The 21,610-nt window shown below is 72.3% G+C and carries 26 protein-coding genes; 9 read left to right on the top strand and 17 right to left on the bottom strand.

The window, feature by feature from the left end; all coding sequences use genetic code 11:
• Positions 1 to 53: 53 nt before the first annotated feature.
• Positions 54 to 656: an SGNH/GDSL hydrolase family protein gene (locus tag ACIBG7_RS05335; protein ID WP_357915439.1), complete on the bottom strand. Its 603-nt coding sequence runs from the start codon at positions 654 to 656 to the stop codon at positions 54 to 56.
• Positions 657 to 791: 135 nt separating this feature from the next.
• On the opposite strand from ACIBG7_RS05335, the gene ACIBG7_RS05340 reads away from it, so the two are divergent.
• Both ACIBG7_RS05340 and ACIBG7_RS05345 read left to right on the top strand, forming a co-directional pair.
• Positions 792 to 1,526 carry an alanyl-tRNA editing protein gene (locus ACIBG7_RS05340; RefSeq protein ID WP_357915436.1) on the top strand — a complete coding sequence of 245 codons (735 nt, stop codon included), beginning with the start codon at positions 792 to 794 and terminating at the stop codon, positions 1,524 to 1,526.
• 30 nt (positions 1,527 to 1,556) lie between these two features.
• Entirely contained in the window at positions 1,557 to 3,149 is a 1,593-nt protein-coding gene (locus tag ACIBG7_RS05345; protein WP_357915433.1) for a DUF2207 domain-containing protein, read from the top strand.
• A 3-nt stretch (positions 3,150 to 3,152) separates the two neighbouring features.
• On the opposite strand, the gene ACIBG7_RS05350 is transcribed toward ACIBG7_RS05345, so the two are convergent.
• Together ACIBG7_RS05350 and ACIBG7_RS05355 are read right to left on the bottom strand one after the other, a co-directional pair.
• A complete protein-coding gene (locus ACIBG7_RS05350) occupies positions 3,153 to 3,773 on the bottom strand; it encodes a response regulator transcription factor (RefSeq protein WP_357915430.1) in 621 nt (206 codons plus the stop codon).
• Positions 3,770 to 4,807 carry a sensor histidine kinase gene (locus ACIBG7_RS05355; protein WP_397335234.1) on the bottom strand — a complete coding sequence of 346 codons (1,038 nt, stop codon included), beginning with the start codon at positions 4,805 to 4,807 and terminating at the stop codon, positions 3,770 to 3,772. Before ACIBG7_RS05355 ends, ACIBG7_RS05350 begins: the two co-directional genes overlap by 4 nt.
• Positions 4,808 to 4,981: 174 nt before the next feature.
• On the opposite strand from ACIBG7_RS05355, the gene ACIBG7_RS05360 reads away from it, so the two are divergent.
• On the top strand, positions 4,982 to 5,491 hold the full coding sequence (locus ACIBG7_RS05360) for a heme-binding protein (protein ID WP_357915424.1): 510 nt from the start codon (positions 4,982 to 4,984) through the stop codon (positions 5,489 to 5,491).
• Between the two features lie 15 nt (positions 5,492 to 5,506).
• Positions 5,507 to 6,253, top strand: a complete 747-nt coding sequence (locus ACIBG7_RS05365; protein WP_357915421.1) for an ankyrin repeat domain-containing protein — start codon at positions 5,507 to 5,509, stop codon at positions 6,251 to 6,253.
• Positions 6,254 to 6,263: 10 nt separating this feature from the next.
• Here ACIBG7_RS05365 and ACIBG7_RS05370 read toward each other — a convergent pair whose 3' ends face one another.
• Positions 6,264 to 7,175, bottom strand: coding sequence for an asparaginase (locus tag ACIBG7_RS05370; RefSeq protein WP_357915418.1), 912 nt, complete (start codon positions 7,173 to 7,175; stop codon positions 6,264 to 6,266).
• Between the two features lie 50 nt (positions 7,176 to 7,225).
• On the opposite strand from ACIBG7_RS05370, the gene dtd reads away from it, so the two are divergent.
• From dtd to ACIBG7_RS05385, 3 genes are all read left to right on the top strand, one after another.
• Positions 7,226 to 7,651: a D-aminoacyl-tRNA deacylase gene (gene dtd, locus ACIBG7_RS05375; protein WP_357915415.1), complete on the top strand. Its 426-nt coding sequence runs from the start codon at positions 7,226 to 7,228 to the stop codon at positions 7,649 to 7,651.
• A gap of 10 nt (positions 7,652 to 7,661) precedes the next feature.
• Entirely contained in the window at positions 7,662 to 8,495 is an 834-nt protein-coding gene (locus tag ACIBG7_RS05380; protein ID WP_357915413.1) for a hypothetical protein, read from the top strand.
• 90 nt (positions 8,496 to 8,585) lie between these two features.
• Entirely contained in the window at positions 8,586 to 8,984 is a 399-nt protein-coding gene (locus tag ACIBG7_RS05385) for a hypothetical protein (protein WP_357915410.1), read from the top strand.
• Position 8,985: 1 nt separating this feature from the next.
• On the opposite strand, the gene ACIBG7_RS05390 is transcribed toward ACIBG7_RS05385, so the two are convergent.
• Genes ACIBG7_RS05390 through ACIBG7_RS05415 form a run of 6 tightly spaced genes read right to left on the bottom strand, consistent with a single transcriptional unit; the run spans position 8,986 to position 15,208 of the window.
• Complete coding sequence (locus ACIBG7_RS05390) at positions 8,986 to 9,771, bottom strand: ATP-binding cassette domain-containing protein (protein WP_357915407.1); 786 nt, start codon at positions 9,769 to 9,771, stop codon at positions 8,986 to 8,988.
• Positions 9,768 to 10,706 carry an ABC transporter ATP-binding protein gene (locus ACIBG7_RS05395; protein WP_357915404.1) on the bottom strand — a complete coding sequence of 313 codons (939 nt, stop codon included), beginning with the start codon at positions 10,704 to 10,706 and terminating at the stop codon, positions 9,768 to 9,770. Before ACIBG7_RS05395 ends, ACIBG7_RS05390 begins: the two co-directional genes overlap by 4 nt.
• Positions 10,703 to 11,530 carry an ABC transporter permease gene (locus ACIBG7_RS05400; RefSeq protein ID WP_397335235.1) on the bottom strand — a complete coding sequence of 276 codons (828 nt, stop codon included), beginning with the start codon at positions 11,528 to 11,530 and terminating at the stop codon, positions 10,703 to 10,705. The genes ACIBG7_RS05395 and ACIBG7_RS05400 overlap by 4 nt, the downstream gene beginning before the upstream one ends.
• Positions 11,494 to 12,423, bottom strand: coding sequence for an ABC transporter permease (locus ACIBG7_RS05405; protein ID WP_357915398.1), 930 nt, complete (start codon positions 12,421 to 12,423; stop codon positions 11,494 to 11,496). The genes ACIBG7_RS05400 and ACIBG7_RS05405 overlap by 37 nt, the downstream gene beginning before the upstream one ends.
• A complete protein-coding gene (locus ACIBG7_RS05410) occupies positions 12,420 to 14,057 on the bottom strand; it encodes an ABC transporter substrate-binding protein (RefSeq protein ID WP_397335236.1) in 1,638 nt (545 codons plus the stop codon). The genes ACIBG7_RS05405 and ACIBG7_RS05410 overlap by 4 nt, the downstream gene beginning before the upstream one ends.
• Positions 14,054 to 15,208 (bottom strand): amidohydrolase, encoded by a 1,155-nt coding sequence (locus ACIBG7_RS05415; RefSeq protein ID WP_397335238.1) that lies wholly within the window; start codon positions 15,206 to 15,208, stop codon positions 14,054 to 14,056. Before ACIBG7_RS05415 ends, ACIBG7_RS05410 begins: the two co-directional genes overlap by 4 nt.
• A 45-nt stretch (positions 15,209 to 15,253) precedes the next feature.
• On the opposite strand from ACIBG7_RS05415, the gene ACIBG7_RS05420 reads away from it, so the two are divergent.
• On the top strand, positions 15,254 to 15,922 hold the full coding sequence (locus ACIBG7_RS05420; RefSeq protein ID WP_357915389.1) for a FadR/GntR family transcriptional regulator: 669 nt from the start codon (positions 15,254 to 15,256) through the stop codon (positions 15,920 to 15,922).
• Between the two features lie 375 nt (positions 15,923 to 16,297).
• On the opposite strand, the gene ACIBG7_RS05425 is transcribed toward ACIBG7_RS05420, so the two are convergent.
• The 5 genes from ACIBG7_RS05425 to ACIBG7_RS05445 form a co-directional block, all read right to left on the bottom strand.
• The gene (locus ACIBG7_RS05425; protein ID WP_397335239.1) at positions 16,298 to 17,236 is read right to left on the bottom strand and encodes a YgfZ/GcvT domain-containing protein; all 939 of its coding nucleotides are present in this window, start codon (positions 17,234 to 17,236) and stop codon (positions 16,298 to 16,300) included.
• Positions 17,237 to 17,245: 9 nt separating this feature from the next.
• Positions 17,246 to 17,659 (bottom strand): Fur family transcriptional regulator, encoded by a 414-nt coding sequence (locus tag ACIBG7_RS05430; protein ID WP_357915383.1) that lies wholly within the window; start codon positions 17,657 to 17,659, stop codon positions 17,246 to 17,248.
• 299 nt (positions 17,660 to 17,958) lie between these two features.
• Positions 17,959 to 18,342: a RidA family protein gene (locus tag ACIBG7_RS05435; RefSeq protein WP_357915380.1), complete on the bottom strand. Its 384-nt coding sequence runs from the start codon at positions 18,340 to 18,342 to the stop codon at positions 17,959 to 17,961.
• Positions 18,343 to 18,402: 60 nt separating this feature from the next.
• Positions 18,403 to 18,696, bottom strand: coding sequence for a DUF2470 domain-containing protein (locus ACIBG7_RS05440; protein WP_357915377.1), 294 nt, complete (start codon positions 18,694 to 18,696; stop codon positions 18,403 to 18,405).
• Positions 18,693 to 19,184 carry an FABP family protein gene (locus ACIBG7_RS05445; protein ID WP_357915374.1) on the bottom strand — a complete coding sequence of 164 codons (492 nt, stop codon included), beginning with the start codon at positions 19,182 to 19,184 and terminating at the stop codon, positions 18,693 to 18,695. The genes ACIBG7_RS05440 and ACIBG7_RS05445 overlap by 4 nt, the downstream gene beginning before the upstream one ends.
• Before the next feature lie 40 nt (positions 19,185 to 19,224).
• Between ACIBG7_RS05445 and ACIBG7_RS05450 the strand changes: the two genes are divergently transcribed.
• Positions 19,225 to 19,587 carry a DsrE family protein gene (locus ACIBG7_RS05450; protein WP_357915371.1) on the top strand — a complete coding sequence of 121 codons (363 nt, stop codon included), beginning with the start codon at positions 19,225 to 19,227 and terminating at the stop codon, positions 19,585 to 19,587.
• A 43-nt stretch (positions 19,588 to 19,630) separates the two neighbouring features.
• Here the strand turns inward: ACIBG7_RS05450 and ACIBG7_RS05455 are convergent, their stop codons facing one another.
• Both ACIBG7_RS05455 and ACIBG7_RS05460 read right to left on the bottom strand, forming a co-directional pair.
• Entirely contained in the window at positions 19,631 to 20,347 is a 717-nt protein-coding gene (locus ACIBG7_RS05455; protein WP_357915368.1) for a glutamine amidotransferase, read from the bottom strand.
• Positions 20,337 to 21,566 carry a MurT ligase domain-containing protein gene (locus tag ACIBG7_RS05460; protein WP_397335240.1) on the bottom strand — a complete coding sequence of 410 codons (1,230 nt, stop codon included), beginning with the start codon at positions 21,564 to 21,566 and terminating at the stop codon, positions 20,337 to 20,339. Before ACIBG7_RS05460 ends, ACIBG7_RS05455 begins: the two co-directional genes overlap by 11 nt.
• Positions 21,567 to 21,610 lie beyond the last annotated feature (44 nt).

Genomic DNA, 21,610 nt, shown 5'->3' on the forward strand with positions numbered 1-21,610 from the left:
GCGCCAACAGTGCGATCGGGCGGTAGCGCCGACGTAGCGCGGGTGTAGCGCGGTCAGGCCGGGGCGGTGAAGCCCGCCTTGGCGAGGGAGTCCACGAGCCAGGCGGCGATGCGGGCGTGGCCGCCGCGCGTGGGATGGACGCCGTCGGGAAGCATCACCGCCGCCGGATCGCCGGTGATCCAGCGCTGCGCCATCGCGTCGAGGAAGGTCACGCCTTCCCGCCCGGCGACCTCGGCCAGCGCGTCACGCACCCGGCTGGCCCCGGGCGGAGGGGTGTCGAGCCAGATCGGCCCGATCACGACGATCCTGGTCCGCGGCCACTGGGCCCGGGCCAGCCAGAGCAGGCTGGAGGCCGCCCGCCGGACGTGCTGGGTGCTCCACCGGCGGTCGTTGTGGCCGCCGGAGATGATCAGCACGTCGGGCGCCGGACGCCAGGCCAGCTCGGCCTCGAACGATTCGCGGAAGTTGCGCCCCACGCGGCCACGGCTGACGAAGCCCGTGCCGCCCGCTCCGGCGATGACCGGCTGCCACCGCAGCGTGCGCGCGGCCGCCGCGGCATAGCTCTGCCAGGCCGGCACCGGGCCGGAGCCCACGGTGAAGCTGTCGCCCACCGCCATCATGACCGGGGCGCGCGACTCCCCGGCCGGAGCTCGCATGGGCGCCGATTCCTCCGCAACCCCCGCGCATCCCGAAATAGCGCAACAAATCATCAGGACTGCCGCGGCCGGTGTCCTCAACGGACGACGCAACAGGCCGCGCATGACCACCTCGAGGGCTCTAGGCTGCCGGACATGAGCTTCGATCTCCACGGGCGTACGCAGCGGCTCGAACTCGCCGACCAGAAGGTGCGTTCCTTCGAGGCGGTCGTCCTTGAGTCGTCACCCGAGGGGATCGTCTTGAGCAGGTCGGCATTCTATCCGGGAGGCGGCGGCCAGCCACCGGATCACGGAGTTCTGCTCTGGCTCGGCGTGGAGACCCGCATCGTCGGAGTGCGCAAGGGCGACGACCTCCACCTGCTGCCCGCCGAGGGCGACCCGCTGCCGCCGGTCGGCACCACCGTCACCGGGGCGGTCGCCGACGAGCGGCGCAGCGCGCTGATGCGCACCCACTCCGGGCTGCACGTGCTGTGCGGGGTGGTCTTCCGCGACTACGGCGCGCTGGTCACCGGCGGCAACATGGACGTGCTGACCGCGCGCATGGACTTCAACCTCCCGGAGATCCCGCCCGGCTTCAAGGAGGCGGTCGAGGAGGCGTGCAACGCCGAGATCGTCGCCGACCGGCGCATCGACATCAAGGTTCTGCCGCGCGAGGAGGCCTTCGGCATCCCGGACATCATCCGCACCGCCACCAACCTCGTGCCCGAGGACGTGGAGCTGGTGCGGATCGTGGACATCGTCGGCCTCGACACCCAGGCCGACGGCGGCACGCACGTCGGCTCCACCCGGCAGATCGGCCGGATCAAGGTCGCCAAGATCGAGAGCAAGGGCCGGGGCTTCCGCCGGTTGCGCATCGCCATCACCGCCTGATCTCGGGAGGAACCGATACGATCTGCCCCCATGACGGGAATCAGGCTCACGCTGGCCGTCCTGGGGGCCACGGTCCTGGCGCTGATCTCCTCGCCCGCCTCGGCGGACGGCGCCATCACCGACGAGGTCACGCTGGAGCTGCGCAAGGACGGCACGCTGCACGTGACGGAGAAGCTCACCGGGAGCGGCGAGCTGAAGCGCACGCTGCTCACCAGGACCCGCCTCGACGACGACCACGACCGGCTCTACCAGGTCAGTGCGGTGAAGGGCGGCAAGCTCGACGGCGACGTGCTGACCGTGACCGCCCCGGCGACGCTGGAGTACGACGTGAAGGGCGCGGTCGCCCCGGCGGGTGACATCGAGGAGCTGCGCTGGTTCGCGGTCAGCGGGTGGAACGTCCCGGTGGAGAAGGCGACCGTCAAGGTGACCGGGCCCGGGCAGCTCCAGAACCTGTCGTGCTTCGCCGGCGCGCTCACCTCGGCCATCGGCTGCACCGCGGCCTCCATGGACCATACCGGCGTCCAGGCCGACTTCGAGCAGCAGGGGCTGGCCGCCGGCGAGGCGCTGACCGTCGTGGTCGGCTACCCGAAGGGCGCCACCGGCGCGACGCCGCTGCTGGAGCGGCGCTTCTCGCTGGCCGGCGCGTTCGCGCTGAACGGGGTGACCGCGAGCGCGCTCACCGGGCTGCTCATCGTGCTGCTCGGCGGCGTCGGGCTGCTCTACTGGACGCGCGGGCGCGACGCCCGGGTCCGGGGCGCGGGCGCGAGCGTCCAGCCGGTCCAGGACGGGCACTTCTCCCCGCCCGACGGCGTACGGCCCGGCCAGATCGGCACCCTGGTCGACGAGCAGGCCGACGTGGTGGACGTGACGGCCACCATCGTGGACCTGGCCGTGCGCGGCTACCTGCGCATCGACGAGCAGGAGCGCGGCGCCTACGACGCGCCCGACTGGATGCTGGTCAAGCGGCCCAACGCGCCGGTGAACGCGCTCCTGCCCTACGAGCGCGCCCTGTACGACGCGATCTTCGACGGCCGCGACGCGGTGCTGCTGTCCGACCTGTCCGGCTCCTTCGCCAAGAACCTCGGCGCGGTGCGGGACGCGCTGTACGCCGACGTGGTCACCCAGGGCTGGTTCGCCCGCCGGCCCGACACCGAACGCACCCGCTGGACCACGGTCGGCGTGATCCTGATCGCCGTGGGCCTGGCCGCGACGGTGGCCCTGGCCTGGTTCACCAGCTACGGGCTGCTCGGCCTGGCCGTCATCGTCGCCGGGGCCGCGCTCGCGGTGGGCGGGCAGTACATGCCGGCCAAGACCGCCAAGGGCTCGGCCGCGCTCGCGCACACGCTGGCCTTCCGCGACTACCTGTTCTCCGGCGAGCTCGGCAACGTGCCTGAGCAGCATCGGGTGGAGCTGTTCTCGCGCTACCTGCCCTACGCGGTCATCTTCGACGGCGTGGAGCACTGGTCGCGGGTGGTGGCCTCGATCACCCAGCGCGGCGACAACCTGTACTGGTACCACGGGCCGGCCGAGTGGGACCTGTCGAAGTTCGCCGGGTCGATGCGGACCTTCACCACCACGACCTCCGGCGCCATCTCGGCCACCCGGCAGCTGCGCTCGTTGTAGCCGCTAGAGCCGGATGAGGCCGCGCTCGACCGCCGCCGTCACCGCGGCGGTCCTGGTGTCCACGCCGAGCTTGCCGTACACGTGGTTGAGGTGGGTCTTGACGGTGGCCTCGGTGATGAACAGCGCCTTGGCGATCTCCTTGTTGCCCGCGCCGCGCGCCAGCAGTTCGAGGATCTCGATCTCGCGGGCGGTCAGCGCCGGGCCGGGGTCGCGCATGCGGCGCATCATCTTGGCGGCGACCTTGGGCGACAGGACGCTCTCGCCGCGGGCCGCGGCCCGGATCGCCTGGAACAGCTCGTCCGGCGGGCAGGCCTTGAGCAGGTAGCCGGTCGCGCCGGCGTCGATGGCGCGGACGATGTCGGCGTCGGTCTCGTACGTCGTCAGCACCAGCACCTTCGGCCCGCCGGGCAACTCGCGGACACGCCTGGTCGCCTCCACGCCGTCGGGGCCGTCGCCGAGCTGCAGGTCCATCAGCACCACGTCGGGCTCGCGCAGCGCGACGCCGCGGACCGCCTCCTCAGCACTGGCCGCCTCGCCGACGATCTCCATGTCGGCCTCGCCCTCCAGCAGGGCCTTGATGCCGGCGCGGACCACCGGGTGGTCGTCGACCAGGAAGAGCTTCATACCGGAATCCTCGCAGCCACGGCCGTGCCCTCGCCGGGCAGGCTCTCCACCACCAGCGTGCCGCCGACCTCGGCCAGCCGGTCCCGCATGGCGCGCAGGCCGTAGCCGCGGCCTTCGGGGACGGGCGCGGCGCTGTCGAAGCCGACGCCGTCGTCGACGATGTCGAGGGTGACCTCGCCGGGCAGGTAGGACAGGGTGACGACCACGCGCGAGGCGCGGGCGTGCTCGCGGGCGTTGGCCAGCGCGCCCTGCGCGACCCGGATCAGCACGGCCTGCACCTGCTCCCCCAGCGCGTACTCCTCGCCCTCGACGTGGACCTCGTCGGTGAGCCGGCGCAGCGCCTCGGGCAGCGACCGGTCGTGCAGGACCGCCGGGCCGAGGTCGCGGACGAAGCGGCGGGCCTCCTCCAGGTTCTCGCCCGCGGCCTGCTCGGCCTGCCGTACGTAGGCCAGGGCGCGGGCGGGGTTGCTCGCCCAGACCCGCTGCGCGGCCTGCAACAACATCCGCTGGCTGCTCAGCCCCTGGGCGAGGGTGTCGTGGATCTCCCGCGACAGCCGCTCCCGTTCCTGGATCATGCCCGCCCTCCTCAGCTCCCAGAAGATCACCACGGTCATCGCCGCGACCGCGATCGGCGCGAGGACCTGGCTCGGGTCGAACCGGTCGCTCAGCGCGATCTGCGCCACGATCACCGCGAGCGTCAGCACCGCCGTCGCCACCACCGTCATCCGCAGGCTGAGCAGCCGCAGGCACAGGTAGAGCAGCGGGATCGCGCACCACGAGAAGGACGGGGCCAGCTCGACCAGCACCAGCCAGCAGGCCAGCACCACGACCAGCCAGGCCACCAGCCAGCGGTGGCTCAGCCGCTCCCACCAGACCACGCCCACGCCGTACACCACGGCCAGCGCCGCCGCGACGCCCAGGCTCAGCACGGTCTTGGCGTCCAGCTCATGCCGGACCACCAGCCGCGAGGCCGAGGCGGCGAGCAGCAGGTAGAAGCCGGCGTGCATGGCGCGGTTCAACCAGACTCGCTCCACAGATCCCCCTCTCCCCGCGACGCTAGGTCAGGTACGGCAGGCGGGCATCAACCGATCGGTTGAGCTTGACCTCCCCCGATTCTCTCCCACAGCTCGATCTCTCTCCCGATGGCACGAGCGTTTCCCGACGGCAGAGTGGAGACCGTAAGAACCGCACTGACCTGGAGGAACACCATGAACGTTCGCAAGCTCGCCGTCGCCGTCGCCGGTCTCGCCCTCGCCGGCGGCCTGACCGCCACCCAGGCGGTGCCCGCCATGGCCGCCAAGACCGACGGCCCCGCGGTCGTGCAGACGAACACCCTGTCCGCCGACGCCGCGCTGAAGATCGCCGAGGCGGTGCAGAAGGAGGCCGTCAAGCAGAAGCAGCGTGTGACCGTCGCCATCGTGGACCGCTCGGGTGCGACCCGGCTGATCCTGAAGGGTGACGGCGCCGGCCCGCAGACCGAGGAGTCGGCCAAGCGCAAGGCCTTCACCGCCGTCTCCTTCGGCCAGCCCACCAGCAAGCTCAGCTCGAACCAGGCGCTGGCCGCCATCCCCGGCACCCTCCTGCTGGCCGGCGGCGTGCCGGTCGCCTCGGGCGGCGCCCCCATCGCGGGCATCGGCGTCGGCGGCGCGCCCAGCGGCGACATCGACGAGGCCATCGCCAACGCCGGGCTCCAGGCCGTCGCCGGGCAGCTCCGCTGACCGTAAGGTGCGCCCATGAGCAGCCCGATGACACGCCGGACCGTGCTGGTGTCCGGACTCCTCGCCGCGATCCTGGCGGGCGCCTCGGGGTGCGCCCAGGACGGCACGCGGGGTCCGGGCGCCCCGGGCACGGCCCAGGGGTCGCCGAGCGCGACGCCGGGGCCCGTGAAAGGATCAACCGTGCTCAACGAACAACTGCTCCAGGCCGCCGCGGCCGGTGACGCGGCTGCCGTCCGCGAGGCGGTCAACGAAGGCGCCGACCTGGAGGCGCGCAACGGCCAGCGGCGCACCGCGCTGCTGCTGGCGGCCTCCGCCGACCACGTGGAGGTGGCGCAGATCCTGGTCGCCGCCGGGGCCGACCCGGACGCGCTGGACTTCCAGCACGACACCCCGTGGCTGGTGACCGGCGTGACCGGCAGCGTCGCGATGATGCGCGCCCTGCTGCCGGCCAAGCCCGACCTCACCATCCGCAACCGCTACGGCGGCATCTCGCTCATCCCGGCCTGCGAGCGCGGGCACGTGGACTACGTGCGCGAGGTGCTGAAGACCGGCATCAACGTCGACCACGTCAACGACCTGGGCTGGACCGGCCTGCTGGAGGCGGTCATCCTGGGCGACGGCTCCGCGCCCTACCAGGAGATCGTCCGCCTGCTGCTGGCCGCCGGGGCCGATCGCGGCCTGGCCGACAAGGACGGGGTGACCGCGCTGGAGCACGCCGTCCAGCGCGGGCAGAAGGAAGTCGCCGCGATCCTGCGCGGCTGAACCTCCCGGGTCAGGCCCGCAGCCGGACCTCGCCGACGGGACGGCCGCCGCCGAACAGCGTGCCGGTGGCCAGCTCGTCCAGCTCGGGCGCGTCCAGCCCGAGCGCGCGCAGGGCGGCCACGGTGACCGGGGTCCGGGCCCGCTGGCCGCCGTCCTCGATCTTGACCGCCCCGGCCCGCCCGTCGCGGTGGGCGAAGGCGTCGAACGCCTCGGCCCCCACCTTGACCAGCAGACCCGGTACGGCCCGCATGAGCTTGGCCTCGGGCCGGGTGGTCCCGGAGGTCCACTCGGGGAAGCCGGTCATCGCCCCGAAGATGCGCCCCTCCGGCGAGTCCGCCTCGGCCAGCGCGATGGTCCGGAAGGCGCGGGTGACGCCGAGCATCGAGACGAAGAAGAGCGGCGCGCCGCACCCGTCCACCCCGGTCGCGGCGACCCGCTCGCCGGTCAGCTCCTCGACGGTCGCCCGGATGGCCCGCTGCAGCGGGTGCGTCGGCTCCAGGTAGGTCTCCACGGGCCAGCCGTTGACCACGCAGGTGGCGAGCATCGCCGAGTGCTTGCCGGAGCAGTTCATGAAGATCCGCGCCTTCTCGCTGATCGCGCGGTCCTCGGGATAGTCCTCGGGGCAGCGCAACGCGCCCTCGTCCAGGCCGGCCCCGGCCAGGATCTTGCGGGCGCCGTCCACGTGGAAGCTCTCGCCGGAGTGCGAGGCGCACGCCAGCGCCAGCAGCTCGTCCTCCAGGGCGAGCCCGTGGCGGAGCATGGCGAGCGCCTGGATCGGCTTCATCGACGACCGCGGCGAGACCAGGCTGTCCACGGCTCCGTGCACGCGCACCGGGCGGCCGTCGGCCCCCACGGCGAGCATCCTCGCCTGATGCGTGGACTCCACGAACCCGGAACGGACAACCTCTACAACCAACGACATTTCCTGTCCCCTTTCACCGTGAGTCTATGGGTGGGCCAAAATGGGCTCCCATGCGAGCTGTGGTGCAACGGGTGAGTTCGGCCTCGGTGGAAGTGGACGGCGCGATCGTCGGCGCGATCACCGAGCCGGGGCTGATGGTGCTGGTCGGCGTGACGCACGACGACGGCCGCGAGCAGGCCGCGAAGCTGGCGGCCAAGTTGTGGGGGCTCCGCATCCTGCACGGGGAGAAGTCGTGCTCCGACGTCGGGGCGCCGCTCCTGGTGATCAGCCAGTTCACCCTCTACGGCGACACCCGCAAGGGCCGCCGGCCCACCTGGCAGGCCGCCGCCCCCGGCCCGGTCGCCGAGCCGCTCGTCGAGGCGGTGGTCGCCGAACTGCGGGCGCTGGGCGCGCACGTGGAGACCGGGCGCTTCGGGATGGACATGAAGGTGTCGCTGGTCAACGACGGGCCGATCACTCTGGTCATCGACCTCTAGGCTGGCGTCCATGCTGCTCAAGGCGGTCCAGCCGTTCGACTTCGCCCCGGCGTTGCGCTTCATCGCCCGCTTCCCGCCCACGACTGGCGAGCAGGAGGTCACGGACTCCAGCCTGGTCAAGGGCTTCCGCGTCGCCGGGCAGGACGTGCTGGCCCGGGTGTCGGCGGCGCCCGGCGGGCTGCGGTGCGAGCTGGAGGGGGACCGGCTGACGCCGGAGGTGGTCGCCGCCGCGGCCGACCGGGTGCGCTTCCACCTCAGCCTCGACGACGACCTGACCGGCTTCTACGAGCTGGCCGACGGCGTCTTCGCGGACGTGGTCGAGCACCTGCGCGGCTACCACCAGGTCAAGTTCCCCTCCCCGCTGGAGGCCCTGGTCTGGGCGATCCTGGTCCAGCGCACCCGGTCGGCCGGCGCGGCCAAGGCCAAGGCGGCGATCAGCGCGCACGTCGGCAACGCCTACGCCGCCTTCCCCGACCTCGACCAGCTCCTGTCGCTCTCCGCCGGCACCCTCGCCGAGCTGGTCCGGCACAGCGTCAAGGGGCCCCGGCTGCACGAGGTGCTGCGGGCCTGGGCCGAGGCGGACGAGAGCTGGCTGCGCGAGGCGCCCTACGAGGAGGTCAAGCGCTTCCTGCTTGACCTGCCCGGGGTGGGGGCGTGGTCGGCCTCGTTCATCCTGGTGCGCGGGCTCGGGCGGATGGACGAGACGCCGGTCGAGCGGCAGCTCATGGCCGCCGCCGAGCGGGTCTACGGGCGGCCGTTCAGCGAGCGGGACCTGCGCAAGGAGGCGGCCCGTTACGGGCCCTGGCAGGGGTACTGGGCGCACTACCTGCGGCTGGCCGAGTAGGCCGGAGGGGGCGGGGTGGAGCTTGCACCACCCCGGAGTCGGCACGCTGCGCCATCGCTCCGGGCGGGGGCTCCGCCGTACCGTCGGGGTATGCGGAAGATCTTCTGGGCAGTGCCCGCGCTCGTGCTCGCCGGGGCCGCGGGCCTCATCTACTCCAACGGCCGCGACCCCGGCCCCGAGCCCACGGCCGAGAGCGAGCGGACCAGCGCCGTCTACGACTTCACCGGCGAAGAGCTGACGCTGGAGGCCAAGGGCGCGGTGCGAATCTCCGTCGTGCCCGGCCCCGGCGGCAAGGTCTTCGTGGAGCGCGCCCTGCGCTGGACCGGCACGCGCCAGCAGGACGAGTCCTGGCAGGACGACCGGCTGACCGCCGGCTTCACCTGCGCCGAGAACTGCGACGCGGCCTACACCGTGACCGTGCCCGCGGGCACGAAGGTCCGCTACTCGGGCACGGTCACCTGCAAGGACCTCGACTGCGGCGAGGCCTGAGCTAGCCGGGCCGGCGGGCGGGCTTCCAGCCCGGTCGCGGCACCGCGCTCAGCAGGGCCTTGGTGTAGTCCTCCCTGGGCTCGCGCAGCAGGTCGGCGGTGCGGCCCCGCTCCACGACCCGGCCCTGGTGCATGACGACGGCGGTGTCGCTGATCTGGTTGACCACCGCCAGGTCGTGCGAGATGAACACGTAGCTCATCCCGGTGCGTTCGCGCAGGTCGGCCAGCAGGTTGAGGATCTGCGCCTGGATCGAGACGTCCAGCGCGGCGACCGCCTCGTCCAGCACCAGCACCCGCGGCTCGACCGCGATGGCCCGGGCGATGGCCACCCGCTGCCGCTGGCCGCCGGACAACTGCGCGGGCAGCATCGAGACGTGCCGTTCGGCCAGGCCCACCGACTCCAGCAGCTCCAGCGTGCGGGCGCGCAACGCGGCGCCGGTCAGCGGGAAGTGCAGCGCCAGGCTGGTGGCGATCACCTCGCCGACCTTCTGCAGCCGGTCGAGCGAGGAGTAGGGGTCCTGGAAGACGATCTGGATCTCCCTGGCCCGCCGCCGGCGCTCGGCCGAGGAGGGCCGACCGGCCGGCCGGACCCGGCCGCAGACCGCGATCGTGCCGCCGGTCGGCGTCTCCAGCCCCAGCAGCATGCGGGCCACCGTGGTCTTGCCCGACCCCGACTCCCCCACCACCGCGAAGGACTCGCCCTCGGCGACGGAGAAGGAGACCCCGTCCACGGCGACCGCCTGGCCGAAGACCTTGCGCAGCTCGTTGACCTCCACGACCGGGCTCATGCCAGCTCCTCCACGCGCACGCAGGCCACGTCGCCAGCCAGTGGCGGCCGTGCTTCCAGGCAGACCGGCTGGGTGTGCGGGCACCGCGGCGCGAAGGCGCAGCCCGCTCCGGCCTCGAAGGCCGCCACGGGGCGGCCGGGGATGACGTGCAGCCGGTCCGGCCGCACGAACAGGTCGGGCCGCGAGCGCAGCAGCCCGACGGTGTAGGGGTGGCGCGGCGTCTCGGTGTAGTGCTCGACGATCCGTCCGGCGTACATCACGGCCAGCCGGTCGCAGGTGGCCGCGGCCAGTTCCAGGTCGTGGGTGATCAGCAGCATGGCCGTGCCGCGCTCGCGCCTGGACTCGTCCAGGATGGCCATGACCTCCGACTGGGTGGTCACGTCGAGCGCGGTCGTCGGCTCGTCGGCCAGGATCAGCTCGGGCTCCACCGCCAGCACCGAGGCGATCATGACGCGTTGCAGCAGCCCGCCGGAGAGCTCGTGCGGGTACTGCCGCAGCCGCCGCTCCCCGTCGCCGATGCCTACCTCTTTCAGCAGCCGTACGGCACGCGCAGCCGCGGCCTTGGCGGTGAGCCCGAGGTGGGCGGTCATGGCCTCGGTGAGGAAGTCGCCGACGCTGCGCACCGGGTTGATGTGCGCCCGCGGGTCCTGGAAGATCATCGCGACCCGCCTGGCCCGCAGCTCGCGCAACGCCCGGCCGCGCAGGCCGAGGATCTCCGCGCCGCCGAAGCGGATCGAGCCTTGCAGCCGGGCGCCGGGCGGGGTGAGGCCGATGACCGCGCGGGCGGTCATCGATTTGCCGGAGCCCGACTCCCCCACCAGCCCGACGGCCTCGCCGGGCCCGATGCTCAGGCCGACCTGCTCGACGAGGGTGCGCCACTGGCCGCGCCCGGCCGGGACGGCCAGGTTCAGCTCCGAGATGGTCAGCAACGTCATGACTGCCTCCCCAGCCGGTCGCCCAGCACGTTGACCGAGGCCACGACGAGGGCGATCAGCAGCCCCGCGCCCAGCGCCTCCATCGGGTTGCCGCGCATGGCGCTGTCCAGCCCGCTCTTGACCATGAGCCCCCAGTCCGCCTCGGGCGGCTGCACGCCGAGCCCCAGGAAGGAGATGGCGGCCAGGTCCACCATGGCGAAGCCGAGCCCGGAGACGGACTGGGCGACGATCAGCGGGCGCAGGTTGGGCAGCAGGTGCCGGGTGCAGATCGCCCAGCCGGAGCGGCCCTGGACCCAGGCGGCGGCGATGTAGGGCAGGTTGCGTTCGCGCAGGGCGGCGCCCCTGACCACGCGGGCCACGTAGGGGGTGTAGGCGACGGCCAGGCCGGTCACCACGCCGGGGATGCCCGGCCCGAGCACCGCCACGGTGACCAGGGCGAACACGATGCCCGGCACGGCGAAGAGCACTTCGAGCACGCGGGAGACGACGGCGTCCACCTTGCCGCCCCACCAGGCGGCGGTGATCGCCAGGGCGGTGCCGAGCACCGTCGAGACGGCGATGATCAGGACGGGGCCGAGCAGGGTGGTCCGCCCGCCGTACAGGAGCCTGGACAGGACGTCGCGGCCGAGCGCGTCCCCGCCGAGCGGGTGCGCGGCCGTGCTGCCGCCCAGGGCGTTGAACAGGTCGGGCAGATCAGGGTCGTGCGGGGCCACGACCGGGGCCAGGATCGTCGCGGTCACCAGCGCCAGCAGGAAGGCGGCCGCGACGGTCCCGGCGCGCCCCCCGGTCAGAGCGAAAGGCGCGGATCGAGAGCTTTGCAGCACAGGTCCACCAGGAGATTGACGAGGACGAAGGCGGTCACGAGGACCAGGACCACGCCCTGGACGATCGCGAAGTCGCGCTGGAGGATGGCGCGGACGAACAGGGAGCCCAGGCCGTCCAGCGCGAAGATGTTCTCCACCACCACCGAGGAGGCGATGAGCCCTGCCACGTTGACGCCGGTCACGGTGACGACGGGGATGGCGGCGTTGCGCAGCACGTGCCGGCGGACGATCGTGCTCTCCCGCAGGCCCCGGCTGCGCGCGGTCTCCACGTGCTCGCTTCGCAGCTCGCCGCCGACCGAGGTCCGGGTGATGCGGGCCAGGTAGCCGCCGATGCCGAGGGCGAGGGTGATCGCGGGCAGGGTCAGGTGGTAGATCCGGTCGCCGAACCCGTCGCCGGGCCCGAAGACGGGGAACCAGCCGAGGGTGAGCGCGAAGACGATCACCAGCACGACGCCGACGACGAAGGCCGGTACGGCCAGCACCGCCGAGGAGAGCGCCGACAGCGCGGTGTCCACCCAGCCGCCGCGCAACGCCGCGACCGTCCCGGCCAGCACGCCGCCGAGCACGATCAACGTGATGGCGTACAGCACGAGCAGGCCGGTGGTGGTGGCCCGCGAGCCGATGAGCGAGGCCACCTCGCTCTTGTAGACGATCGAGCGGCCGAGGTCGCCGCCGACCGCGTCGGTCAGCCACAGCCAGTAGCGCACCAGGAAGGGCTCGTCCAGCCGCCATTCCCGTTTCACCGCGGCCACCACTTCGGGGCTGGGCGTGCGCGGCCCGAGCAGCACGCCGAGCGGGCCGCCGGGCACCAGGTAGAGCAGCCCGTAGACGGAGAAGGAGGCGACCAGCAGGACCGTCACCAGTCCTGCCAGCCGCTTGGCGAGGAACCTCACTTGGCGCCCAGCTCGACGGCCCACGGGGCGTAGAGGAAGGCGAAGGACGGGACGGCGCCGGTGATGCGGTCGTTCATGTAGAGCACGACCGACAGGTTGGTCATCGGCGTCCAGGCCACGCCCTGGGTGACCTTCTCCTGGATACCGGTGATGAGCCCGGCCCGGGCCTGGTCGTCGTACTCGGCGCGGGCCTTGGCCAGGTCGGCGGAGACGCCCTGGAAGCCGTTGAAGTTGGTGCGGGCTCCGTCGGTGAAGACCGAGTACACGTCCAGCGGGTCGGGCAGGTTGCCGTACCAGGTGGAGAAGAAGGCGTCGATGCCCTCGCGGGCCTTGGGGTCGGCGCCGTACAGGTTGCCGTACTGGTCGACCGGGACCACCTTGAGCTCGATCTTGAGGCCGAGCGCCTCGCCGGAGGCCTTGATCAGGTTGGCGGTCTGCTCGTGCACCGAGGAGCTGCCCTGGACGGCGATGGTGATCGGCTCGGTGGGCGAGCCGGCCTCGGTCAGGAGCTGCTTGGCCCGGGCGAGGTCCTGCTTCTCGGCGGGGAGCGCCTCGTAGGCCTGCTTGAAGGCGTCTTCAGCGTAGGTCCAGTACGCGGGGCCGACCATGGCGCGCTGCGGCTGGGAGGTGTTCTGGAGCACGACCTTGGCGATGGCCGCCCGGTCGAGGGCCAGCGAGAGCGCCTCACGCACCCGCGGGTCGGCGTAGGGGCCCTCCTTGGCCGCGCCGAGCAGCGCCCAGAAGACCAGCGACTGGCCCAGTGTCACCGAGCCGGTGGGCGAGTCGATGAGCTGGCCGACGGCGGCCGGCGGCAGGTAGAAGTACTGGCCGTCCACCTCCCCGGCGCGCAGCGCGTTGACCGCGGTGGTCTCGTCGGCGATGAAGCTGAAGCGCAGCTTGGCCGACTTGGCCTTGGCGCCCCAGTAGTCCTCGTTGCGGACGAGCGTCATCGACTCGCCGCTCTTCCAGCTCTCCAGCTTGAACGGCCCGGTGCACATGACGCCCTTGGCCGCGGTGCCGACGTCCTTGCCGGCCGCGTCGAGGAAGGCCTTCTCCATGACCACGCCGGCCGGGGTGGCCATCGCCTGGTTGAAGAGCACGTCGGGCTGCTTGAGCTTGACGGTGACCTGCAGCGGGCCGGTCGCTTTGATCGAGTCGACGTGCGTGTAGTACGCGCCCCACAGGGTGCCGTTCTCCGGCACCAGGTTGCGGTTGAGGCTGGCCGCCACGTCCTCGGCGGTGACCTCCTTGCCGTTCCAGAACTTCACGCCGGCGCGCAGCGTGTAGACCCAGGTGGTCGGGTCGGGGTTGTCGGCCTTCTCGGCCAGGCCGGGCTCCGATTTCATCTCCGGCGTCATCCGGAGCAGGCTCTCGCACTGGTTGGCCAGCGCGGTGTTCTCGGCGTAGTTGGAGGCGCGGACCGCGTCGAGGGTGGCCGGCTCATAGGGCAGGTTCCACTTGATCTCGTCCAGGCCCTTGCTCGCGGCCGGCGTCGTGTACTTCAGGTCCAGGGCGGCCGGTTGCTGCGCCTGCTGCTGGGCTTGCTGCTGCTGGGCTTGCTGCTGCTGGGGCACGCCGGCGCAGGCGGTCAGCGCCAGGGCCAGGCCCGCGAGCGGGAGGGTTCGGCGGATCATCGGGGGGTCCTTTCGAGGAGGTGTCCGTCACGGGCGACCACACGGCCGCCGCGTACGACGTGGCTGGGGACCGGACGGTCCACGACGACCTGCGCGAGCGACTCGCCGGGCACCACGACGAAGTCCGCCGGGTCGCCGGGCCGCAGGCCGGAACGTTCCAGGCCGAGGAGGTCGGCGCCCCCGTGCGCCGCGGTGGCCCAGCAGGCCGCCAGTTCCTCGTCGGTCCGGGAATCGGTGCGGTAGGCCAGCAGGTGGGTGCGGGCGATCATGTCGCCGTCGCCGAACGGGGTCCACGGGTCGCGGACGCCGTCCGAGCCGAGCCCGACCAGCACACCCCGGGCGACCAGCTCGGCCACCGGCAGCACCGGGTCGGCGCCCAGCGCGCAGGTGGTGAGCGAGACGCCCGACTCGGCCAGCAGCTCGCCCAGGTCGCCGCGGTGCTCCAGGCAGAAGGCGTGGCTGACGGTGACCGGCAGACCGCTCTCTTTGGTACGGCGAGCGATCTCGGCGACCTGCGCCAGGCCCGGCTCGCCGCGGTCGTGCAGGTGGATGTCCAGCGGCACGCCCTTGGCCTCGGCCAGGCCGAAGAGCAGGTCTAGGTGGCCGTGCAGGTCGCCGTCGACGCCGGCTGGGTCGAGGCCGCCGAGCACGTCGGCGCCCTCGTCGAGCGCCTGCTCCAGCAGGGCCGCGGTGCCGGGGCGGCTGAGCAGGCCGAGCTGGGGGAAGGCCACGATCTGCACGTCCAGCAGGTCTCGCCGGGCGTCGGCGGCCTGCCGTACGCCGTGGACGTTGGCCAGCCCGTAGACCGGGGCGACGTCCACGTGGGCGCGCCAGCCGCGGGCGCCGCGCGTGACGGCGTGGTCCATGAGCGCGCCGGCGCGCTCGGCGACCGGTGCGGTCATGAGCGCCCGGGCGGCCACGTCGCCGTCGATGAGCTCGCGCAGGGTGGTCGCGGGCTCCCGGCTCAGCCAGGGCCGGCCCCAGGTGGTCTTGTCCGGGTGGATGTGCGCGTCGACCGGCGCCGGCAGGGCCAGCCCGCCGCCGCAGTCGACCGTCTCGGCCCCCGGACGTGCCAGAACGGGGTCTGCGATGCGACCATTCTCGACGAGCAGGTCGTGGGGCCGGACGTTTGTGTAGAGCACCTGGGTCACGGCGCTTAGATTTATCAGACATCTGATGTTTGGAGAAGGGGATCGATGCGAAGCGTTGCGAAGCCGTCGATTGTGGACAGCGTGCTCGCAGAGCTGCGCGGCAAGATCCACAGCGGTGACTGGCCGGTGGGCGAGAAGATCCCCACCGAGCACCAGCTCGCCGCCGCGCTCGGTGTGAGCAGGCTCTCCGTGCGGGAGGCGGTGCGGGTGCTGGTCCACTCCGGGCTGCTGTCCACCCGGCAGGGCGACGGCACCTACGTGGTGGCCACCGACGAGTCGGAGGTGGCGCTCACCCGGCGGCTCGAACGCGCCGCGCAACTCGACATCATCGACGTACGGCGGGGCCTGGACCTGGTGGCGGCGCGGCTGGCGGCGGCCAAGCGGACCGAGGCCGACCTGGCCGGGCTGCGAGAGGCCGGGGCCCGGCGGGCGGCGGCCTCACGGGCCGGGGACCTCGACGAGTTCGCCGACGCGGACGTGGATTTTCACCTGCGGGTGGCGCATGCCGCGCACAACCCGGTGCTGGGCGACCTCTACCGCAGCCTCCACCAGTCGATCCGGCAGAGCGTGCGCGACGACCACTGCCTGGAACGGGCGGTGCGGCCTGGCGAGAGCAGCCACGAGGACCTGCTGGCCGCCATCGAACGCGGCGACCAGGCCGCCGCAGTGGCCGCCGCCTTGGGCATCTTGGACCAACAGGAAAGCGACCTCTGACCGCTGGCCGATCTCACGACCAGCCGAACACTCCCGACCCGCAGGAGACCCCCACCCGGCCTGAGACTCCCGGCCTACAGCAGACCCCCTGGCCACCGGACCCTCCCGGCCCGCAGGAGACCCCCTGGCCCGCGGGAGGCCCGGCCAGGGGGCGAGCACCCCTCCGCCACCTCGCCCTCCACCCGCAGGAGGGCCGCACTCCCCCGCAACCCTCCTCCACCTGCAGGAGGGCCGCCCCCACATCCACCTTCCTCCACCTGCAGGAGGACGGCGCCGCGGGGGTGGTCGGTGGGGGCCACCGGGTGCGGCGGCGGTGGTCTGGTGGCCGCCGGAAGGAGCCTCAGCCGCGGCGGTCTCTTGTCCCTCCGAAAGAGGTCAGCGGATGCGGCGGCGCAAGGCCGGGTCGATCTGGACGTTGCGTCCGGCGTCCGGCGGCACGACGACCTCCTGGGCGGCGGCGACACCCCCGGCCAGCAGGGTGGCGTCCACCGGGACAGTGCGCTTGACGACCGCCAGCGCGATGGGCCCGAGCTCGTGGTGCCGCGCCGCAGAACCCACCTCACCGACCTGCTGCCCGTCCAGCTCAACGGGAGCGCCGTGCTTGGGCAGGGTGTCGACGCTGCCGTCGAGGTGCAGGAACACCAGCCGCCGCGGCGGATGCCCCAGGTTGTGCACCCGGGCGACGGTCTCCTGCCCGCGGTAACAGCCCTTGGTCAGGTGGACGGCATCGCCGATCCAGCCGACCTCGTGCGGGATCGTCTTGTGGTCGGTCTCGAACCCGAGCCGCGGCCGATGGTCCTCGATACGGAGCGCCTCGAAAGCCCAGAGCCCGGCCAGCGGCCGGCCCAGGTGCTCGGCGAGCTCGGCACGCGGCACGACGAAGTCCTCGTCGCGGTTGGACAGCACGGCCAGCTCCGGCTCGTGCGACACCTCCACCCGCAACATGAACCGCATCCGGTCGAGGTACCCGACCAGCGCCTCGGAGGTGCCCGGCTCGACGTGCGCCAGCACGGCCTCGCCGTCGTCGACCAGCGTCAGGTGGTGCTCGACCCGGCCCTGCAGGTCGAGGATGAGGGTCTGGGTCCACTCGCCGGGCTTGAGCGTGTCGAGCTTCTGCGAGGTCAGGTCGTTGAGCCATTTCAGCCGGTCGGCCCCGGCGATCCGGACCACTTCACGGTTGCTGCGGTCGACGATCGCCTCACCCTTGAGCAGGGCACGCTGCTCGGCGAACAGGTCGCCGTAGTGTGCCGCGACGTCGGAGTCGGGGGCCTCGGCCGCCACGGCTCCGGGGAGATCGAGCAGAGGGCTGCGCATGCCCCCAGGCTACCGGCAGTCGGAACAGCGGCCGAAGACGGTCAGGTGATGCACGTCGGCGGTGAAGCCGAACTGCTCGTCCAGGCTCTTGACCAGTCCTTCGGCCAGCTCCGGGCTGACCTCGAAGACCTTCTCGCAGGCGCGGCAGACCACGTGCACGTGGTCGGCGTCGGCGGTGAGGTGGTAGGTGGGGGCGCCGTGGCTGAGGTGGGTGTGCGTCACCATGCCGAGCTCCTCCAGGAGCTCCAGCGTGCGGTAGACGGTCGAGATGTTCACCCCCCGCGCGGTCTCGCGCACCCGGGTGCAGATCTCCTCCGGGGTGGCGTGCTCAAGCGCCTTGACCGCTTCGAGAACTAGCTGCCGCTGGGGGGTGACGCGGTACCCCCTGGCCCGAAGTTCCTCGTGCCATGACGTCTCGACCATGCCCCGAGAATAATCGCTTGCCGCACCTCGGAGGCTTCGCATAGCTTCTGGAGTACGCGGAAAGGAGGTGGTCCTGACAATGGTGATTCATAGTTGGGCTAGCGAGGTGGCCGTCCGCTAAGGGCGCGAGTCGTCTCGCGCCTCCGACAGGCGAATACGAGACAGCCACCGGGGCCCCGGGTCGCTGGAGGGCGGCACACCAGTGCCGTTCATGGTCCATCCAGCCCGTCTTCGACGGAGCAGACCCGGGGCTCTTTTCATGCCTCGACCCGGTTCACGGCCCGTGCCTCGGCCCCGGTTCACGCCTTCCGGGCGTCGACCTCGATCTCGATCTTCATCTTGGGGTCGGCGAGCCCGCACACCAGCATCGTCGCCGCCGGCCGTACATCCTGGAAAGTACGGCGGAGCGCCGGCCAGCACGGCTCGAAGTCGGCCGGATCGGTCAGCAGGTATCGCACCCTGACCACGTCTCCGAAGCCGCACCCCGCCTCGGCGAGCGCGGCCCCGATGTTGCGCAGGCACTGCTCGGCCTGCTCCACCACGTCGTCGGAGATGGTCATCGTGGTGTAGTCGTAGCCCGTGGTGCCCGACACGTAGACCCGGTCGCCCATGACCACGGCCCGGGCGTACCCGATCTGCTCCTCGAAGGTCGAACCACTCAGGATTGCACGTCGTTCCGTCATGGCCGCGGACGCTAGTGGTCCGGCGGCCTGACGGGCAACACGGTCTCAGTCCCCGGAACCTCAGTGCTCGCCGCGCGGCGTGACCCCGAGCTTGGCGCACGCCTCCTGGTAGAGGCGGACGACGGCCACCCGGACCTGGGGGCGCTCGGTGAGGGTCTCGCCCCACGGCACCCGGACGGGCTCGCCGTCGGCCAGGAAGTGGATCGCCTCGCCGTCCACGTCGACGGTGGTGACCTCCGCGGCCTCGGGCCGGCCGCCGAGGGCGCGGACGATGAGCCGGGCGTCGTCGGTGTGGTCGTCGTTCATGTGCCGCTTGATCTGGGCGACGACGTCGGGGGTGAACGGAGTGCTCATGCCACCTTCTTCAGCTCGGCCGACATGTGGGAGGTCAACGGCTGGCCTTCGGCGGCCATGTCGTAGGCCCACATCAGGTTCCCGTTGACCAGACCGTACAGCCGGTGCCCCGCGGTGTACTCCTTGGCGGAGGTGGTGCGGGCGACCACGTCGGTGGTGAGCTCGATCTTGTGGAAGACGACCTCGCCGACGTAGATCTCGACGATCCCGGTGGGGTGCGCGAGCAGTACCTCGACCTGGCGGTCGGGCTGGGCGCGCCAGTAGCCGGTCTCGGTGGCCAGCGGGCGGACCTTCTCGCCGGCCTCGTCGAGCAGCCAGGTGCGGCTGGTGTAGGTCAGGAACGGTTTGCCGTTGTGGCCGAACTCGATCTCCTGGCCGAAGTTGAAGCTGTCGATCGTGGGATAGCCGCCCACGCCCGCGCCTTCCCACCGGCCGAGCAGGAAGGAGAGGTGCTGCAGGTCGGGATGTACCTCAGGTGCTGCCTCCATGGTCACCAACCCTAACGCGGGGCTGGCGTAGGGTTACCGCATGGCTCGATCACTGGTGATCAAAGTAACGGCGGGCGCCGACGCGCCGGAGCGGTGCAACCAGGCCTTCACCGTGGCCGCGGCCGCGCTGGCCAGCGGGGTGCCGGTCTCGATGTGGCTGACCGGCGAGGCCTCGTGGTTCGCGCTGCCGGGCAAGGCCAAGGAGTTCAGCCTCCCGCACGCCGCGCCGCTGGACGACCTGCTGCAGGCGGTGCTGGTGGGCGGGCGCCTGACGGTCTGCACGCAGTGCGCCGCCCGGCGGGACATCACCGTCGACGACGTGATCGACGGGGTCCGCATCGCGGGTGCGCCCACGTTCGTGGAGGAAGCGGTCGCCGAGGGCGCCCAGGCCCTCGTCTACTGACCGCTCGAGCGCCCACAGCAATTCGTGGGCGCCCGGCGGAAGGCTAGGGAGCGACGGCGGCGAGGCGTTCCCGGCGGAGCGCCTCGTAACGCGAGTCGTCCAGCGGGGCGAGCTGGTCGGCGCCGGTGGCCCAGCGCAGCAGCAGGTCGGCCAGCGCGGGGTTGCGGGCCAGCGCCGGGCCGTGCAGGTAGGTGCCGACGACGTGCCCGGCGTAGCAGCCTTCGTACCCGTCTCCGTTGCCCACGCCGACGACCGTCTTGGCCAGCGGCTTGACGCCGGGACCGAGCCGGGTGACGCCCATGTGGTTCTCGAACCCGGTGAGGGTCGGCAGGTTGAGCGCGCTGTCGACCTCGGCGACCAGCTCGCCCACGCCACGCACGTTGCCGCGCCCGCTGGCGATGTCGAGCAGGCCGAGCCCGTCGACCGGCTGCCCCTCCTCGCCGCCGAAGGTCGAGCCCATGATCTGGTAGCCGGCGCAGACGGCGAGCATCGCGGCCCCCCGGTCGAGCGCGCGGTGCAGGCCGCCGTCGCGGCGCAGCCGCTGGGCGGCCAGGATCTGCGGCCGGTCCTCGCCGCCGCCGATCAGGTAGATGTCGCCCGACTCGGGCACCGGGTCGGCCGAGCGGACCCGGATCGACTCGAACGGGATGCCGCGCCGCGCCGAGCGCTGCTCCAGGACGAGCAGGTTGCCCTGGTCGCCGTAGGTGCTGAGCAGGTCGGGGTAGATCCAGACGATGCGCAGGGTGCTGTCAGACGGCACGGTCGAACTCCCGTCGGATCTGCTGGAAGGCGGTGTAGTTGGCGATCACGTCCACCCGGCCGAGCGGCTGGCCGGCCAGCGCGTCGTTGAAGGTGTCGGCCAGCGTGAACGGCACGTCGGCGACGTCGAGCCGCAACGCCAGGTCGAGCCGGCGCTCGCCGGTGACGCAGACCGGCCGCCCGCGCAGGATGCGGTAGTCGACGTCCCACAACCACGAGGTGTCGCGCCCGTCGGGGCCCTGCGCGTTGACCGACAGGATGATCGGCTGCGACGGGTCGGAGACGTCGAACGCCTCCAGCCAGCCCGCCGGGTTCTTGGCCAGCAGCAGCCGCGCCTCGCGCCCGTCGCGGATGACCGTGGTGTAGCGGCCGGCGACCGACTTGACCTCGCGCAGCCTGGGCAGCGCCCGCTCGGGCGGCAGGCCGAAGGCGGCGGCGACGGCCAGCGCCATCACCGCGTTGGAGCGGTTGGCCAGGCCGGGGAGCTGGATGTCGAGCGGCCAGCGCTGCCCGGCCGGGTCGATCGCGATGGTGTCGTCGAGCACCCAGTGCGGCTCGGGCCGGTGGAAGGTGCACTCGCGGCAGGCCCAGGTGTCGCCCTTGCGGTCGAGCGGTCCGCCGCACTCGGGGCAGCACCAGGAGTCCTCCTTCCAGCGCTGCCCGCCGGCCACCCAGGTGACCTTGGCCGCGGTGGAGGCGCCCCAGGTGACCAGGGGGTCGTCGCAGTTGGCGATGACGTGGGTGGGCTTGCCGGACAGCGCGCGCCGCCACTTCTGCGCCAGCAGCCAGATCTCGGCCGCGCGGTCCATCTGGTCGCGGCTGAGGTTCATCAGGCAGAGCACGCTGGCGCCGGTGGTCTCGAGCACCTCGGGGAGGTACTTCTCGTCCACCTCCAGCACGCCGTACGGGGCGTGCTTGCCCTGGGAGAGCGCCGAGACGTGCCCGGCGGGCATGTTGGCGCCGAAGGCGTTGGTGGCGACCTCGCCCATCTCCAGCAGGGCCGAGGTGATCAGCCGGGTGGTGGTGGTCTTGCCGTTGGTCGCGCTGACGAGGGCGAGCTTCTTGTCCTGGGCCAGCTTGCGGAGGAGGTCTGGTTCGAGCATGAGGCCGACCCGCCCGCCGATGACCGATCCGTCGCCGCGGCCCGTGAGGCGGGACAGGGTGGCGGCGCTGCGGCCCAGCGCGCTGGCGAGTTGAGCCCGCAGGGGAAGCTGCGTCATGTTGACCGAGCATAGTCGCCAGCGGGGCCTGGGAGCGGTCACCG

The organism is Nonomuraea sp. NPDC050328 (genome assembly GCF_044459405.1).
GTDB lineage: Bacteria > Actinomycetota > Actinomycetes > Streptosporangiales > Streptosporangiaceae > Nonomuraea.